Origin of the sequence: Sinorhizobium kostiense (genome assembly GCF_017874595.1) — a bacterium.
GTDB lineage: Bacteria > Pseudomonadota > Alphaproteobacteria > Rhizobiales > Rhizobiaceae > Sinorhizobium > Sinorhizobium kostiense.
Map to the genome: position 1 here is coordinate 1167084 of NZ_JAGILA010000001.1, position 15331 is coordinate 1182414.

General features: G+C 62.6%; 15 protein-coding genes. 6 read left to right on the top strand and 9 right to left on the bottom strand.

Translation table 11 applies throughout. The annotated features are described in order from the left end of the window. Nucleotide 1 precedes the first annotated feature (1 nt). The 9 genes from J2Z31_RS05205 to J2Z31_RS29715 all read right to left on the bottom strand — a co-directional run bounded on the left by J2Z31_RS05205 (nucleotide 2) and on the right by J2Z31_RS29715 (nucleotide 9377). Complete coding sequence (locus J2Z31_RS05205) at nucleotides 2–1114, bottom strand: ABC transporter permease (protein ID WP_209600793.1); 1113 nt, start codon at nucleotides 1112–1114, stop codon at nucleotides 2–4. Nucleotide 1115: 1 nt separating this feature from the next. Further along, nucleotides 1116–2264 (bottom strand): ABC transporter permease, encoded by a 1149-nt coding sequence (locus tag J2Z31_RS05210; RefSeq protein WP_209600794.1) that lies wholly within the window; start codon nucleotides 2262–2264, stop codon nucleotides 1116–1118. Further along, entirely contained in the window at nucleotides 2261–4006 is a 1746-nt protein-coding gene (locus J2Z31_RS05215; RefSeq protein ID WP_209600795.1) for an ATP-binding cassette domain-containing protein, read from the bottom strand. The genes J2Z31_RS05210 and J2Z31_RS05215 overlap by 4 nt, the downstream gene beginning before the upstream one ends. Then, nucleotides 4006–5010, bottom strand: coding sequence for a secretion protein HlyD (hlyD, locus tag J2Z31_RS05220; RefSeq protein WP_209600796.1), 1005 nt, complete (start codon nucleotides 5008–5010; stop codon nucleotides 4006–4008). Before hlyD ends, J2Z31_RS05215 begins: the two co-directional genes overlap by 1 nt. After that, the gene (locus J2Z31_RS05225; protein ID WP_234939253.1) at nucleotides 5007–5699 is read right to left on the bottom strand and encodes a CerR family C-terminal domain-containing protein; all 693 of its coding nucleotides are present in this window, start codon (nucleotides 5697–5699) and stop codon (nucleotides 5007–5009) included. Before J2Z31_RS05225 ends, hlyD begins: the two co-directional genes overlap by 4 nt. A gap of 121 nt (nucleotides 5700–5820) precedes the next feature. Next, complete coding sequence (locus tag J2Z31_RS05230) at nucleotides 5821–7002, bottom strand: HPP family protein (protein WP_209600798.1); 1182 nt, start codon at nucleotides 7000–7002, stop codon at nucleotides 5821–5823. A gap of 154 nt (nucleotides 7003–7156) precedes the next feature. Then, a complete protein-coding gene (locus J2Z31_RS05235) occupies nucleotides 7157–8506 on the bottom strand; it encodes a sensor histidine kinase (protein WP_209600799.1) in 1350 nt (449 codons plus the stop codon). Next, nucleotides 8503–9177, bottom strand: coding sequence for a response regulator transcription factor (locus J2Z31_RS05240; RefSeq protein WP_209600800.1), 675 nt, complete (start codon nucleotides 9175–9177; stop codon nucleotides 8503–8505). The genes J2Z31_RS05235 and J2Z31_RS05240 overlap by 4 nt, the downstream gene beginning before the upstream one ends. An 83-nt stretch (nucleotides 9178–9260) precedes the next feature. Beyond that, the gene (locus J2Z31_RS29715; RefSeq protein ID WP_328243214.1) at nucleotides 9261–9377 is read right to left on the bottom strand and encodes a PepSY domain-containing protein; all 117 of its coding nucleotides are present in this window, start codon (nucleotides 9375–9377) and stop codon (nucleotides 9261–9263) included. 422 nt (nucleotides 9378–9799) lie between these two features. On the opposite strand from J2Z31_RS29715, the gene J2Z31_RS05250 reads away from it, so the two are divergent. From J2Z31_RS05250 to ytfQ, 6 genes are all read left to right on the top strand, one after another. Next, nucleotides 9800–11500: a phosphoethanolamine transferase gene (locus J2Z31_RS05250; protein ID WP_209600801.1), complete on the top strand. Its 1701-nt coding sequence runs from the start codon at nucleotides 9800–9802 to the stop codon at nucleotides 11498–11500. A 155-nt stretch (nucleotides 11501–11655) separates the two neighbouring features. Beyond that, nucleotides 11656–12036, top strand: a complete 381-nt coding sequence (locus tag J2Z31_RS05255; protein WP_209600802.1) for a hypothetical protein — start codon at nucleotides 11656–11658, stop codon at nucleotides 12034–12036. Nucleotides 12037–12305: 269 nt separating this feature from the next. Then, on the top strand, nucleotides 12306–12980 hold the full coding sequence (locus J2Z31_RS05260) for a metallophosphoesterase family protein (protein ID WP_209600803.1): 675 nt from the start codon (nucleotides 12306–12308) through the stop codon (nucleotides 12978–12980). A gap of 98 nt (nucleotides 12981–13078) precedes the next feature. After that, a complete protein-coding gene (locus J2Z31_RS05265; RefSeq protein WP_209601075.1) occupies nucleotides 13079–13696 on the top strand; it encodes an HAD-IA family hydrolase in 618 nt (205 codons plus the stop codon). A 210-nt stretch (nucleotides 13697–13906) separates the two neighbouring features. After that, nucleotides 13907–14119: a hypothetical protein gene (locus J2Z31_RS05270; RefSeq protein ID WP_209600804.1), complete on the top strand. Its 213-nt coding sequence runs from the start codon at nucleotides 13907–13909 to the stop codon at nucleotides 14117–14119. A 235-nt stretch (nucleotides 14120–14354) separates the two neighbouring features. Continuing rightward, complete coding sequence (gene ytfQ, locus J2Z31_RS05275; RefSeq protein WP_209600805.1) at nucleotides 14355–15317, top strand: galactofuranose ABC transporter, galactofuranose-binding protein YtfQ; 963 nt, start codon at nucleotides 14355–14357, stop codon at nucleotides 15315–15317. The last annotated feature ends 14 nt before the right edge of the window (nucleotides 15318–15331 follow it).

Here is a 15331-nt window from a genome sequence, read left to right on the forward strand (position 1 = left end):
CTCACTCCAACCGTCGCCGGAAGAGCCAGGCGGCCGACGAGAGCGTGACGACGGCGATGAGACAGAGCGGCACGGTCTGACGCGCGACCTCGGCAACCGGCAGATCCTTGAGGAACACGCCTTTGACGATCACCAGGAAATAGCGCAGCGGGTTGACCAGCGTTACCGGCTGCAGCCAGGCCGGCATGTTCTCGATCGGGGTGGCGAAGCCGGAAAGCAGCATCGCCGGCACCATGAACAGGAAGGCCCCGAGGATAGCCTGCTGCTGGGTCATAGAGAGCGCCGAGATGAAGAGGCCGACGCCGACGACCGCGGCGAGGTAGAAGATGGCGCTGCCGTAGAGCAGGAAAAGGGACCCACGCAGCGGCACGACGAAGACGAAGACCGCGGCGAGAATATAGATCGTGATGTGGAAAAGCCCGATCATCATCGGCGGGATGAGCTTGCCGAGGAGAATCTCGTGCGTGCGCAGCGGCGAGACGATCAGCTGATCGAAGGTGCCGAGCTCCCGTTCGCGGGCGACGGACAAGGCGGTGACAATCAGTCCAATCAGCAGTGCGATGCTGGCGACGAGGTTCGGCACCATGAACCACTGGTAGATGAGGTTGGGATTGAACCAGTTGCGCGCCTCGACGGTGACCGCCATGGGGGCCGCGTGCTCTCCGGCCGGCGTTTCGGCGGCAAGCGCGCCGATAATGCGGCTGAGATAGCCGGAGACGATCTGCGAGGCATTGGACCGCCGCCCATCGAGGATCACCTGCACTTCCGCCGGCCGTCCAGCTTCGATGTCGCGCGAGAAGCTGGGGCCGATCTCCAGCGCCGCCAGTACCCGCTGGCTGTCGATCGCCAGGCGGACGTCGTTGGGGCTGTTCGCAAGGCTGATCGAGCGAAACGTGGGGGAGCCGCCGATCTGCTGCACCAGCTCCCGACCCCAGTGACCGCTGTCGCGGTTCAGCACCATGAGATCGACGTTCTTCACCTCGAGCGTCGCGGCATAGGCGAAGACAAGCAGCTGGACTATCGGCGGGCCGACGAGGATGAGCCGAGCCCTTGGATCGCGCAGCACTGCCAGCAGCTCCTTCACAATCAACGCTTTCAGCCGCGCCCACCACATTTCAGCCGATCCTTTTTCGGGTGCTGCGGGCCGCAAGCAGGAAGAAGATGCTGCCGATCGCAAGCATGACCGCGATCGCGCGGCCGAACATCGGCCAGATGTCGCCGGCCAGGAAGACCGTCTGCAAGCTGGGAATGAGGTAGCGCGCCGGCACGACGTAGGTGATCCATTGGATGACGGTGGGCATCGAATTGATCTCGAAGAGAAATCCGGAGAGCAGGAATGAAGGCAGGAAGCCGGAGATCAGAGCGAGCTGCGAGGCAAGGAACTGGTTCTTGGTGGCAGCCGAAATCAGCAATCCTTGTCCGAGCGCCGGCATCAGGAAGCTTGCTGACAGCACGTAAAGAGCGGTGACCGATCCGCGGAAAGGGACGCCGAAGAGGAACACCGCGAGCAGCACGCAAAGCGTCATCGAGGCCAGCCCGAGAATGAAATAGGGCAAAAGTTTGCCGGTGAGCAGTTCCGCGGCCGTCACGGGGGTCGCCATCATCGCCTCCATCGTGCCGCGCTCCCATTCTCGGGCAACGACGAGGGAGGTGAGCAGCGTCCCGACAAGCGTCATGACGATCGCGATCGAGCCCGGGACAAGGAAATTGCGACTCGTCAGCTGCGGATTGAACCAGAAGCGCTGCTCGACGGCGATTGCCGGGGGCCTGGCCTTGCCCTCGCTCGACCGCTGGCGTTCCCAATTGGCAGCCGCGGCTTGCGCATAGTTCTGGACGAAACTCGCCGTATTCGGCTCGGAACCGTCGACGATCACCTGGACCGCCGGGTGGCGTGCGGCCGCATGATCGGCGGCAAAGGTTGCCGGAACGACCACGATCCCGCGCACTCGGCCAAGCGCGAGGTCATCGTCGAATTCGCGGCGATCGCGGCCCTGGGTGACGGCGAAATAGCGCGACGCCGTAAAACTCGCCGCGAGGTCGCGCGTAAGCGGCGTTTCCTCCTCGACCACGAGGCTGATCCGCGTCCGGGTGGTATCGAGCGAAACGCCGTAACCGAAGAGGAACAGCAGGATCATGGGCAGGACGAAGGCGATCAGGATGCTGCTCGGATCGCGCAGGATCTGATAGCTTTCCTTGCGCATGAGCGCGACGAAGCGCCGCCTGCCGCCGACGCGCCCCCGATCGCTCCACGCCTTCGCTCTCATGCCGCCTCCTCCGCCTCAGAGGCCCCGATGAGGGCGATGAAGGCGTCCTCCATCGTCGGATCGGGAAGGTCCTCGCGGACAATGCGCGACTTCATCTCGTCGGGCGAGCCGAGAGCGATCGACCGGCCGCGATAAATCAGCGAAATGCGGTCGCAATATTCCGCCTCGTCCATGAAATGGGTGGTGACGAGCACGGTCACGCCCTTTTCAACGAGGCCGTTGATATGGGTCCAAAATTCCCGCCGGGTAATCGGATCGACGCCGGAGGTCGGCTCGTCGAGAAAGAGCACCTCCGGCTCGTGCAGCACGGCACAGGCAAGTGCCAGCCGCTGTTTGAGGCCGAGCGGCAGGTCCTTTGCCGACAAGTCGAGGATTGGTCGAAAATCGAAGATTTCCTTCATAAGCTCGATGCGTTCGCGTTTCGTTATGCCAGAAAGCCCGTAGACCCCGGCAAAGAAATTCAGGTTCTGGATGACGCTCAAATCGCCATAGAGGGAGAATTTCTGGGCCATGTAGCCGAGCCGGTTGCGCGCCTCGGGCGCGTCGCGGCGCAAATCGAAGCCGGCGACGCGCCCCTCGCCGGCGCTCGGCTTCAGAAGGCCGCACAGCATCTTGAAGGTGGTCGACTTGCCGGCGCCGTTGGGCCCAAGCAGGCCGAAAATCTCGCCGCGGGGGATATCGAAGGTGATGTCGGCGGCGGCGGTGAAATCGCCGAAGCGCTTCGTCAGCCCGCGCGCCTCAATGACCGGCTTGCCATCCCCGACGGCGAAGGAGCGCTGTGTCTCCGCCAGTTTCGAACGGCCGCCCGGGCCACCGCCGAGCATGTCGATGAAGGCGTCCTCGAAGCGCGGCGGCGTGGCGGCGGTGCGGCTGGAGGCAACACTCTCGTCCTCACCGAGGGGAGGGGTGACGCCCGGCTTCATGACGAGGCGGATGGCCTCGCCCTGGATCACCCCATCGACGACGCCTTCGCGCTCGAGCAGGCGTGCCAGCCGGTGCCGTCGGCGGCCGTCGGTGCCGGAGAGGCGAAAGACACGATCCTCCACTCTGGCGGTCATTTCTCGGGGCGGGCCGGAAAACAGAAGCCTGCCCTGGTTGAGCAGGAATACGTGATCGCAAGCCTCCGCTTCCTCGAGATACGCAGTCGACCAGATGACGCCGATGCCTTCCTCGGTCAAATTCTCGACCATCCGCCAAAGGTCGCGCCTGGAAATCGGATCGACGCCGACGCCCGGCTCGTCGAGGAGCAGCAATTGCGGTTTGCGCAGGAGCGCGCAGGCGAGCCCGAGCTTCTGCTTCATGCCTCCGGAAAGTTTGCCGGCGAGGCGCGTCGTGAAGCGGGCAAGATCGGTAAACTGGAGCAGTTCAGCGAAGGTTCGGTCGCGCTCTCCTTTCGCCAATCCGCGCAGGTCGGCATAGAGTTCGAGGTTTTCCTGTACCGACAGATCTTCGTAAAGGCCAAAGCGCTGCGGCATGTAGCCGACTGCGGCCTGTATCGCGGCCGGTTGCCGGCGGGTGTCGTAGCCGAGCACCTCGACCGTGCCCTCGTCTGGAAGCATGAGCCCGGTCATCAGCCGGATCAGTGTCGTCTTCCCGGCGCCGTCCGGTCCGACGAGCCCGGTGATCCGTCCGCCTCGCACAATGCCTTCGATCCCGTCAAGTGCAGGCGGTGCGCGACCGAACCGCTTGGTGACAGCTGTCAACCGGACAAAGGGGGCACTATCGACGCCCGCGGCTGACATCACGATACCTCCCCGGGCGGCAGGTGCACCGTCACCGGCATGCCCTGGCGCAGATCCAGGCCCGGATCGGCCACGATGATCCGCAGCCGATAGACGAGATCGGTTCTGAGCTCCGGCGTTTCCACCGATTTTGGCGTGAACTCCGCGACAGGCGAAATGAATCCGACGGTCGCCTCGTAACCGCGGGCCGGGTTGGTGTCGGACGTTACCTTGACCTTCATTCCCGGACGGACGCGGCCGAGATCGGGTTCGCCGACATAGGCGCGGACCCATACTGGCTTCGTCAGTGAAAGAACATAGATGCTGTCCGACGGGGAAACGATTGCGCCCACTTCGCGCACACGGGACAACACGATGCCGTCATTTGGGGAACGAAGCTCCGTGTCCGCGAGTGCAGTACGGGCGCTCGCCACCCTGGCGGCCGCGGCATCGACCTGCGCCTCCGCTGCAGCTATGTCCTCGGCACGACTGCCCTCCTCCAAAAGTGAGACGGCCTCGCGCGCCGATGCGGCGCGGGCGGTGGCCGTCGCCCGTGCTGCGCTGGCCTGGTCCAGCTCTGCCTGCGAGATCGTGCCGGCCGGGCGCAGCCGCTCGGCGCGCTCATAGGCTAGCTCGGCATTTCTAAGCTCGGCGAGCCGCTCCTCATGGGTGGCCCGCGCTTGGGCGATTTCGCTCTTCCGGGCGCCCGCCTTCAGCTTGGCAAGCGTCGCGCGCAGCGCATCCGCTTCCGCTTCCGCAGCGTCCAGCGCCTGCTGGAACGGGTCCGGGTCAAGCCGGGCCATCAGGTCGCCGGCCTTTACGGCATCGCCTTCGTCGACGCTGAGTTCGGCGATGCGCCCGCTAACCCGAAATCCGAGCGACACCTGCCTTATGTCGACATTGCCATAAAGCACGGTATTCCGGCTTGTCTCCTCCCAGCCGAGGCGGCTCGGAAGGTCGAACCACCAGCCTCCGGCGAGCACTGCCGCGAGGAGGAGCAGTACTATGATGGCGGCTTTCCTCATGACTGCCGATCCTTCTCCGCGCCGAGCACGTGGACGAGCTCGGCCGCATGGGATTGCAGGATCTCGAGTTCCCGCGGTCCGGAGCTTTCCCATTCGAGCTGGGCAAAGACGGCGGCATGCGCGGTACGGAATACCAGGATGCTGCCGACGAAGGACAGCGTCCTCAGCTTGATGTGCTGTGACCCCGGATCATCGTTCAGGATGGCGCCGATCAATCGACGCGCCATCTCGATCATCGGCCGCATGACCTGGCCGTAGATCCGCCGAAAAGCTTCCGTCGGCTCCATCTGCTCGCGAATGATGAACCGCGCCCAGCTTTCGGATCGGTCGCTGACGAAGAGAACGATCATCCGCTGGGCCATCTGCGTGAGGAAGCCGCGCGCCTCTGCGGAGGCCATCTGTTCGCCCTTCCGGTCAAGTTCGTCAAAGCGGCGCGCAAGGGTGGTGCGAAGGTCGGCGACGTGGCCGCCGATCAGCAAGGCGAGATGCTCGGCCGCGGCGATGAAGAGGCCTTCCTTGCCGCCGAAATAATAGGGGATCGCCTGCAGATTGACGCCCGCCGCATCGGCGAGCTTTCGGGTTGTTGCCCCGTCGAAGCCGTAGCGCCCGAAGACATCGATAGCGGCGTTCAGAAGCTTGTCGCGCGTGGCGTCACCGCGGGGCTGTGCAATGGGATCAGTTTTTGTCATGGCGTTCATCATGCATCACTCACATGACTAAGTCAATCGAATGAATTTTGATTGAGAGCGCAATTGCGCCGATCCGGAGCCCTCGTGAGAGGCTGCTTACGGGCGAATAGGTCGATGCTGTTCAGGCGACGTCGCGGGAGTTCTCACCGGTATCGAGCCGCCGCTGGAAGAGCGCGGCGATCAGATCGGACTGGGTGACGATCCCGACGACGCGATTGTCCGCGTCCACCACGGGCATGTGATGCAGCCCCATGTCGGCCATCGGCGGAACGAGTTTGGCGATCATTGTCTCCGGCAAGGCGGATTGGACGCGCCGCGTCATGATTTCGGAAACGAGGCGAGGCGACTTCACCGGCAGGCCAATGATGTTGCCGATCCGCTCGCGCAGACCGACCTGGAGCCTGCCGTCCGGCGTAAGTGTCGCGTGCCTCATGAAGTCGGTCTGGGTGATGATGCCGACGAGGCCGTCCTTTTCGGTGACGACCGGAAGCGCCTTGATCCGGTGATCGACAAGCATGCGCCACGCTTTGCGCAGCGGCGCTTCCGGCGCAACGGTAGCCACGTCGCGGGACATGATCTCGCCGCAGGTGATCTCGCCGGACCGGCGCGTAAAGGCGCGAACCTGTGCCTGATGGATGAAGTTGTCGAGATCTTCGGGGCTGACGTCGACGACCTCGCCATATTGCGCCAACACCGCCTGCAGATCCTCCGGCACGACGCCGAGGCGCCTGCTTGGAAGCGGATCCTGCGTTTTGTGCGGATTGGCGGTGGGCGCCAGGTGAGGATAGCGGCGGCCGGTCAGGTTGTTGAAGACAAGCGCGACCGTAAGAATGAGCAGCGAATTGACGGCGACGGGGGAGAGCACGAAGGCGTAGCCCGCTTCGCGAATGGCCGGACCACCCAGCACGGCCGTGAGTGCGACGGCGCCGCTTGGCGGGTGCAGGCAGCCGAGAAGAAGCATCACGCCGATCGCGACCGCGACGGCGACGGCGGCGGCAACGACCGGATCGGGGATGAGAAGCGCAGAGGTCACCCCGACTGCCGAAGACACGATGTTGCCGCCGAGGATCGACCAGGGTTGCGCCAGCGGGCTCGACGGCGCGGCGAAGAGCAACACGGCGGAGGCACCCATCGGCGCGATCAGAAGCGGCAGACTGGCATCGTCGCCAACTGCCATCGTGCTGATGAAGCCCGTCAACAAGATCCCGAGCAGAGCGCCGCATGACGAACGAAGCCGCTCGACGTGAGTGACCGGCACGAGAGACGGAACCAGGCGGCGAAACAGGAGAGTGGCCTTGGACATGGATGCTCGGGGCTTTGGGTGGGCGAGGCGGAAACTGCACAGGCTGATAGCATCCGATTGCAGATTGGGCACGAAATCTGCGTCCAAGAAAGCGCGGCAGGTTAAAAAATATGCATCGTGCCTATTAAATGTCACACCGTGATAGGGGTCGGAACTACTGAGCCGCGAAACTGATGGTGACTTTCGTCCCGCGGTGACGCGCCGTGTCGATCGCGATTTTCGCCTCGTGGAGTTCGGCAATGCGGCGAACGATCTTGAGGCCAAGCCCAACCTGGCCGGAACGCTTGACGTAGCCTAGTTCCTCGCTGTGCTCCGGCAGGTCGACGATGCCCCCGCCATTGTCCTCGATGGTGACCTGCGGGCCAGGCCCGCAGGCGACGACGATTGCGGTGCCCGGCGGATTATGTTTCACTGCGTTCTCGATCAGGTTCCTCAGCATGTTTTCGACCAGACCGGGGATAATGGTCACCGGCGCGGTGCCATGGTCGATAAACTCAATTGACTTGCCCTGATCGAAGACGAAAGGCGCCGTTGCTTCCGCAATCTCGGCCCCGAGACCGGAAAGACTGGCCTGCTGAAACGCGGAAGGGTCGATCGCATCGGCGCGGGCGAGCGAGGTCAACTGCTCCAGGATATGGGTGAGCGCATCGAGATCGCGTTCGGCATTGCGTGCACGGGGATCTGCGATGCGGCTCAATTCCATCTTGGCGATCGCGACCGGAGTGCGAATTTCGTGGGCTATCGAGGCGGAGAAGACCTTTTGCGATTGGATGAGGTCGCCAAGGCGTGCGAGCAGCCGGTTGACGGCACTCACGAGCCGCTCGATTTCCTGTGGCATGCGGGTCACAGGCAGGCGCGCGCCGCTGTCGCGCGGGTCGATGGCGTCCGCGGCCCTGACTGTCGCGGCGACCGGCTTCAACGCGCTGCGGATCGACCAGATGGTTGCGCCGATGACAAGACAGAACATGAGCGTCATCGGCACTATCATCGAATCGATCATCTCGTGCAGCAGGGCACTGTACATGAAACCGTTCGGATCATTGATGATCGCCAGTTCGACGAGAACCGGGACGCCGCCATGATCGAATGATTGGCCGCCGGCAACGCTGAAGGGCTTTCCCGGCTCGATCACGCGTTTCCAGAAGCTCGGTACGTCGACGCTCAAGGGCAGGAAGTGCTCGGCGCACTCAGTCGTGCAGTTGGAGAAGAGCACCGAGCCCGAGGCGGTGCGCACCCGGACATAAATCGCGGCTCCATTGCCGTCATGGTCGAGATAGCGTTGCCGCAACTCCTCGTCCGGCGTGTAGGTCAGGCGTCCCTCGTGCCTGGTGATCGCCCGCGAAAGGGTCTCCGTCTCCTGCTGCAGCATCAGAATGCTGAGCTTGTAATCGTCGAACCAATAATCGGCGAAGACGACGCCGATCTGCAGAACCATCGCAAGCAGCGAAAACGCGAAAATTCGTAGCGCGACGATGCCAAGCAGCGAGGGATTCCGCTTTTTCATGCGGCTGTCCGCAGGAGATAGCCGATGCCGCGCACGGTTTCGATCGACACGCCCGTGTCGAGCGGCTGCAGCCGCTTGCGGACGCGGGAAACGGCGAGCTCCAGCGCATTGGCGCTGAGTTCCTGCCCGTATTCGGATAGCGCGATTTCAAGTCGGCGCTTCGGAACGACGCGGCCGACCTCACGCATCAGTATCTCGATCAAGGACCGTTCTCGCGGTGGCAGCGGCAAGACGACGCCATCGCAACGGAGTTCCGCCGTGGCCGGGTCGAAGCGCAAGGCGCCGGCCTCGAGAACAGGCTGGATTGCGTGCGGGTTGCGTCTGAGCATGGCCCTGCATCGCGATAGCAGTTCCCGATGATGGAACGGCTTCACCAGATAATCATCGGCGCCGGCGTCCAATCCCTGAACGCGCTCGTCGACCGATCCGCGGGCGGTGATGATCAATACAGGCAGGCCAGCATGCTCCTGCCTTATCCATCTCAACAGATCGAGCCCGTCACCATCCGGCAATCCGAGGTCGAGAAGCACAAGATCGTGCTCGCGTTCGGCAATAGCGGCCTCTGCCGAGCGGACGCTGGAAACCGCATCGAGTCGCCAGCCCGCCTCATGTATGGTCTCGCCCACGAGTTCGATGAGGCGTCGACTGTCTTCAACGAGCAGCAGGCGCATGCGCTTCCTTGAGTGCAAACCTTCTTACGGTCGGGACCATATGAGGTTTTTCCGGAAGTGCAACATTCAGGGAACAAGGAGCATCAGTCTTCTATCTTCGCCCTGACGATTTCGGCGTTGACGGGATTCATGTAGACATCGGCGCGCTCGTGCTTTGCCGTGAAGGCGTAGATCTCATAACAGCTCCCTGCCGTTTTGATGCCCTGTCAAAATAGCCGTCCTGCTGAAGCTTCAGGGCGGCTTGCTCCGGTGTCATCCAGGCTGATCTAGGCTCATTGGTGCAGGATGCATCGTTGTCGGCCCTGGCAAAACCAGGGAGAGCAGCCGCCGCCAGCGCATAGATCAACAGCGATTTCATGAACGGTTCCTTTGACGAAAAGGCCGCCTTCGCGACGGCTAGAGGACCGTGCCGCCGCGAAGCTGTCGAAACACCGTCCGCGGCTTTCACCAGCAGAGGCGCCCGCGCGTCCGCGGCGACCCCTGACAGAAGTTCGACAGTTAGCCCGCGTTACTGGCGGATGTGTCGAGACCGGCCGGCGATCGGCTGCAATCCGCGCACTGTCGATGCCGCCCCGAGACGCCGCGACTTAATGAGCGACGAGCTCCCATTGGAGAAGATGCTTTGGCTGCCTTCAGAATTCGCCCACCCGAAATCGGAAGCGTGGCGCTGAGCGCCCTTGTGACGCTTTATCTGCTGGTAGCAACAAACAAGGCTTTCTGGAGCCATGCGGTGATCTATTTCGATCGCGCGTGGACGGGGTTACTGGCGCTCGGTGCGGCACTCTGGCTCACGACCTTTTCAGCCCTCACGGCACTTTCGATGAAGTACGTGACGAAGCCGGTCCTGATATTCTCTATTCTCGTCTCGGCTTCCAGCTCGTATTTCGTCGATCGGTTCGGCGTCATAATCGACAAGGACATGATCGGCAATGTTGCGGCGACGACCGGGGCGGAGGCGAGCCATCTGCTGACCGGCAGTCTTGCGCTTCATCTCGCGCTATATGCCCTCATTCCCACGCTTCTGATCGGCTGGATCAAAATCACTCATAGGAGATTCTTCGCCAAGGCCGGCGTCAATTTCCTCTTCATCGCTCCATCACTCGTGCTGAGCGGGCTGCTCATCTACGGCAATTTCGCCACCATCGCCTATGCGCTGCGGGAGCACAGGGACTTGATGCCCCGCTTCAATCCGGCGGGACCGATCTCGGCGGCGGTGCGCTATGGCCTTTCCGCCTACCGCGAGCGCAATCTGGTGGTACAGCCGCTTGGGACCGACGCAACGGAAGGGCCACGCATTGCCGATGCCGGGAAGGCGGTCGTCGTCGTGGTGGTTGCGGGCGAGACGGCTCGGGCGATGAATTTCTCGCTCAACGGCTATAAGCGCGAGACGAATCCGGAACTGGAAGCGCTCGGCGTGGTCAATTATCGTGACACGACGAGCTGCGGTACCGCGACCGCCGTCTCGCTGCCCTGCATGTTCTCCGTTTATCGGCGCAAGCAGTACAGCGATTGGAAGGCGCGCTCCACCGAGAATCTGGTCAACGTCCTGACACATGCAGGCGTTTCCGTCACCTGGTGGGACAACAACACCGGTAGCAAGGGCATCGCCAACCTCATCAGCTACGCCAGCATGTCGCGCCAGAAGGGGAGTCCGCTCTGCAACAACGGCGAATGCCTCGACGAAATCCTGCTCGGCGAACTGGATCGAAAACTTGGCGCTGTGACGACGAACAGCGTCATCGTGCTGCACCAACTCGGCAGCCACGGGCCCTCCTACTATCTGCGCTATCCGGAGGCCTTCCGCCGCTTCACGCCTGACTGCCGCTCGCCGGAACTGATGCGCTGCACGACGGATGAAATCGTCAACGCCTATGACAACACCATCCTTTACACCGACCATATCCTGGCGAGCGTCGCACGGCTCGTCGAGAAGCATCAGGACCATGTTGCCGGGGCGATGATCTATATGTCGGACCACGGAGAATCTCTGGGCGAGAACGGCATCTATCTGCACGGCGCGCCCTATGGGATCGCCCCCAAGGAGCAGACGCAGGTCCCCTTCGTCGCCTGGTTCTCCAAGTCCTACCAGGAGACGATGGGGGTCGATACCGCTTGTCTCGCCAGGGATGCCGATAAGCCGAAGTCGCACGACAATCTCTTTCACACCGTGCTCGGCATGATGGACGTGCGAACGAGCGTCTATGACCGCTCCCTCGATGCCTTCGCCGCCTGTACGCGGCCCGTGGCCAATGAGAGGAAGAACGGCATATCGGGATATCACGCGTCACACGGTGCCGCGGGGGCATCGGCGGGTTCCCTCTAACCGAACGATAATCCAAGGACCCGCCGCGATCCCGTCGAGCGCTGGAGCGCAAGCTGTCGGGAATCGGCCAAATCTGCTAGACTTGAGCGCAGGAGCCGCGGCCTTTCCGGTTCATTTTCCGTAAGCGCGGCATTGCCCTTCAAGGGAGCGAACCGATGCGGATCGTTGAGATACAGGTCCATCCAGAGCGCGGCGGCAAAGCGGGATATACCGTCGAATTCGTGGGCGAGAACGGCGAGATCGTGACGATCCTCTGCCCGCAAGACGCGGAGGGTTCACTCAACAGGATGAACGCCGTTTCACGGGCGAAGGAAATCCTTGCTGCCGCAGCTCAAGCGGATGAGGCTCCGCTCGGCATCACCGGCACGAGGCGATCTTCCTCGGTGCCGGATGGGGCGCTCGCAAGCGCCCGCCAGGCCCATGACCAGGACGCGATGGAAGAACAATTGGAGGAGGGGCTCGAGGACACGTTTCCAGCGAGCGATCCCGTCTCCATCACCAGTTCGACGATCCCCAGGCGAACGCCGCGGCGTTGAGCCGTTACAATTTCAGCGGGTCGGAGTTTCGCGGGGCCGGCCCCTGCCGAGGTGTGCCGGGTGCCGTGTCGGCCAGTTACCTGGCAAAATGTTGGGATTGCCGTAACCCTTTGAGTTTCTGTATTTTGTTCTGACATCGATTTCCGCGCGGCAACGATGCGGCGGAATTCCCTTTGAAGTATTGACGCGCGATATTCGAGTGATGTCGGGCGGCGCCTCGTCAATTGCAGGTGGAGAATACCGTATTGAGCGGCCATAGGAGTAAAGTAATGAATGGCCGGCATTTCACTTTCGCAGTCGGCGACATTCACGGCTGCCTGGAGCAGCTTGAGGCTCTCTTGGCGGCGATAGAGTCCGCAGCGCCCGGTGGAGGAAGGGTAGTCTTTCTCGGCGACCTCGTCGATCGCGGCCCCGACAGCCGGGGCGTCGTCGAAAGGATCATGGCTGGTCCGACCAAGCCGGGATGGGAATGGATCACGCTCAAGGGAAATCACGAGGCAATGCTCGTCGCCGCGCGCAAAGGCATCGCTGAAATGAGTTTGTGGCTGACGAACGGCGGTTACGAGACCCTGGAATCCTATGGGGGAGCCATACCCTTGAGTCACCTGGTGTGGATGGCTGAGCGGCCATCGATCATCACGGAGAGCTATCGCATTTTCGCCCATGCGGGTGTCGACGAGACGCTCCCTTTGGAGGAACAGGGGGACGAGATCCTGCTTTGGATGCGCACCGAGCCCAACTATTCCGGCTATTACTGGGGCAAGCATCTGTGCCACGGGCACACGCCGAGCCGCTCCAACCCAAGGACCGTCGGCAACAGGACCAATGTCGACTCGGGCGCTGTCTTCGGCGGTGTTCTCTCCTGCGCCGTCTTCGACGACAATGTGCCGGGCGGCCCGATCGAGTTTCTTGTCGCCGGCGAGCAAGATGCCTATTGGCCTTAGACCGTCAATTTTGCCGGCATTCCGACCGAAAGGAGCCCGGGCCTACTTTGTCGTCCTCAGCGATTTTCCCGAATGATTTCGCCGCGCTCCTGTTCGATATGGATGGCACCCTGCTGAACTCCATGGCAGTCGTCGAGCGGGTCTGGGGTGCCTGGGCCGTCCGCAACGGGATCGATCCGGTGTGGCTGCTGCAGTCGGTGCACGGCGTTCGTGCGGTCGATACGATTCGCAAGCTCGGTTTGCCCGTCGACGCCGAGCATGAAGCGCGCGCACTCGCGGCCGCGGAGGTCGCGGACGTGGAAGGAATCGTTGAAATTCCGGGTGCCAGCGTATTCCTGAGTTCACTGCCGCCGGAGCGCTGGACGATAGTCACCTCGGCGCCGCTCGAGCTGGCGGTGCGCCGCCTTGCGGCGGCCGGCATCCCGGTTCCGCGCCACATGGTGACCGGAGAGGACGTGTCGATCGGCAAGCCAGATCCCGAGGGCTATCGCCTGGCTGCGGAGAGGCTCGGCGTCCGGGCTGAGGATTGCCTCGTTTTCGAAGACGCTCCGGCGGGCATCCTCGCCGGCAGGTCCGCTGGCGCGGAGGTGGTCGTCATCACCGGAGCGCATAGAGCGGCGGGCGATACGACGCACGTCACGCTTCCGCATTACACCGAGGTGGAGGCCCGGCTCGGCGAGGACGGATGGGTGACTCTGCGTCGTCGGGGCCGCTGACCGCTACTGCATGGCTTCCTCACCTCGATTTCAGCATTTCGAGCTGCCACAGCAATCCTTGTGCGTCTGACTCGCGCGGCGCTATCGGAGCCAAGTCCAAGCACCGGAACCTCGGTACGGGTATAACGTTTGGAGTTACATGTCCCCGAAAGGCCCTGCACACGGAGGCGCCGAGCTGGGCAATCCGGGATTAAGACCTGGAGGACGGCCATGGAACCGACACACGCGCGTAGGCTGGCGGATGAATATCTGCGTCTCGGCGGGCACCGCCGAGTGGTGATCGACGATAACCAGACATCGATTCGCAACTGGGAGCCGGAGCCGGTCGAGGCCGAAGCGTTCTGGAGGCGCTATGTCGAGACGCTGAGCCCCGAGATGCAGAGGGAAGTGCAGCTCTACCTGCCCACGATCAATCGCGCGTAGGCGCGGATCGCATGTGGTTTGCGTCACTTCCGTGCGAACGGCGCGGCCGGGCGGGTGGTGGCGCATCTGCCCGTACCGCTTTCGCCTTCCCGCGGCGGAAGGGCCGGCGGCGGGTGTTCCCCCAATTATCTTGGCAGAAGCAAGGGTGCGAATACGAATCTGAGTTTACAAAAGTAATATTATATGATTTTTTCCTAACGGGCTGCTGGAGAGCAGCTTTCTTTGGGAGGAAATCATGAAATTTCGCAAAGCACTCGCGAGTGCCACGATCCTTGCTGCCTGCATGTTCGGAAGCGCCTCGGCCGCCGATCTCGTCGTCGGCTTTTCCCAGATCGGTTCGGAATCCGGCTGGCGTGCCGCCGAGACGACGCTGACGAAGCAGCAGGCGGAGCAGCGCGGCATCGATCTCAAGTTCGCCGACGCACAGCAGAAGCAGGAAAACCAGATCAAGGCGATCCGCTCCTTCATCGCGCAGGGCGTCAACGCCATTCTTCTCGCGCCGGTCGTCGCCACCGGCTGGGACGAAGTGCTGCAGGAGGCAAAGGACGCGGAAATCCCGGTCATCCTGCTCGACCGCACCGTCGATGCGTCCAAAGATCTCTACCTGACCGCCGTCACGTCCGACCTCGTGCATGAAGGCAGCGTCGCCGGCAAGTGGCTCGTGGATACGGTGGCGGGCAAGCCCTGCAACGTTGTCGAGCTACAGGGTACGACCGGCTCTTCCCCCGCGATCGACCGCAAGAAAGGTTTCGAACAGGCTCTCGCCGGTAATGACAACCTGAAGATCGTTCGCAGCCAGACTGGCGACTTCACCCGCACCAAGGGCAAGGAAGTCATGGAAAGCTTCCTGAAGGCGGAAGACGGCGGCAAGAACATCTGCGCACTTTATGCCCATAACGACGACATGGCCGTCGGTGCGATCCAGGCGATCAAGGAGGCCGGCCTGAAGCCAGGCAAAGATATCCTCGTCGTCTCGATCGACGCCGTTCCGGACATCTTCCAGGCTATGGCTGCGGGTGAGGCCAATGCGACGGTGGAGCTGACGCCGAACATGGCAGGTCCCGCCTTCGATGCTCTCGACGCCTACCTCAAGGACGGCAAGGAGCCGCCGAAGTGGATCCAGACGGAATCGAAGCTGTACACCCAGGCCGACGACCCGATGAAGGTCTATGAGGAAAAGAAAGGCCTCGGCTACTGATCTCGACAAACGGC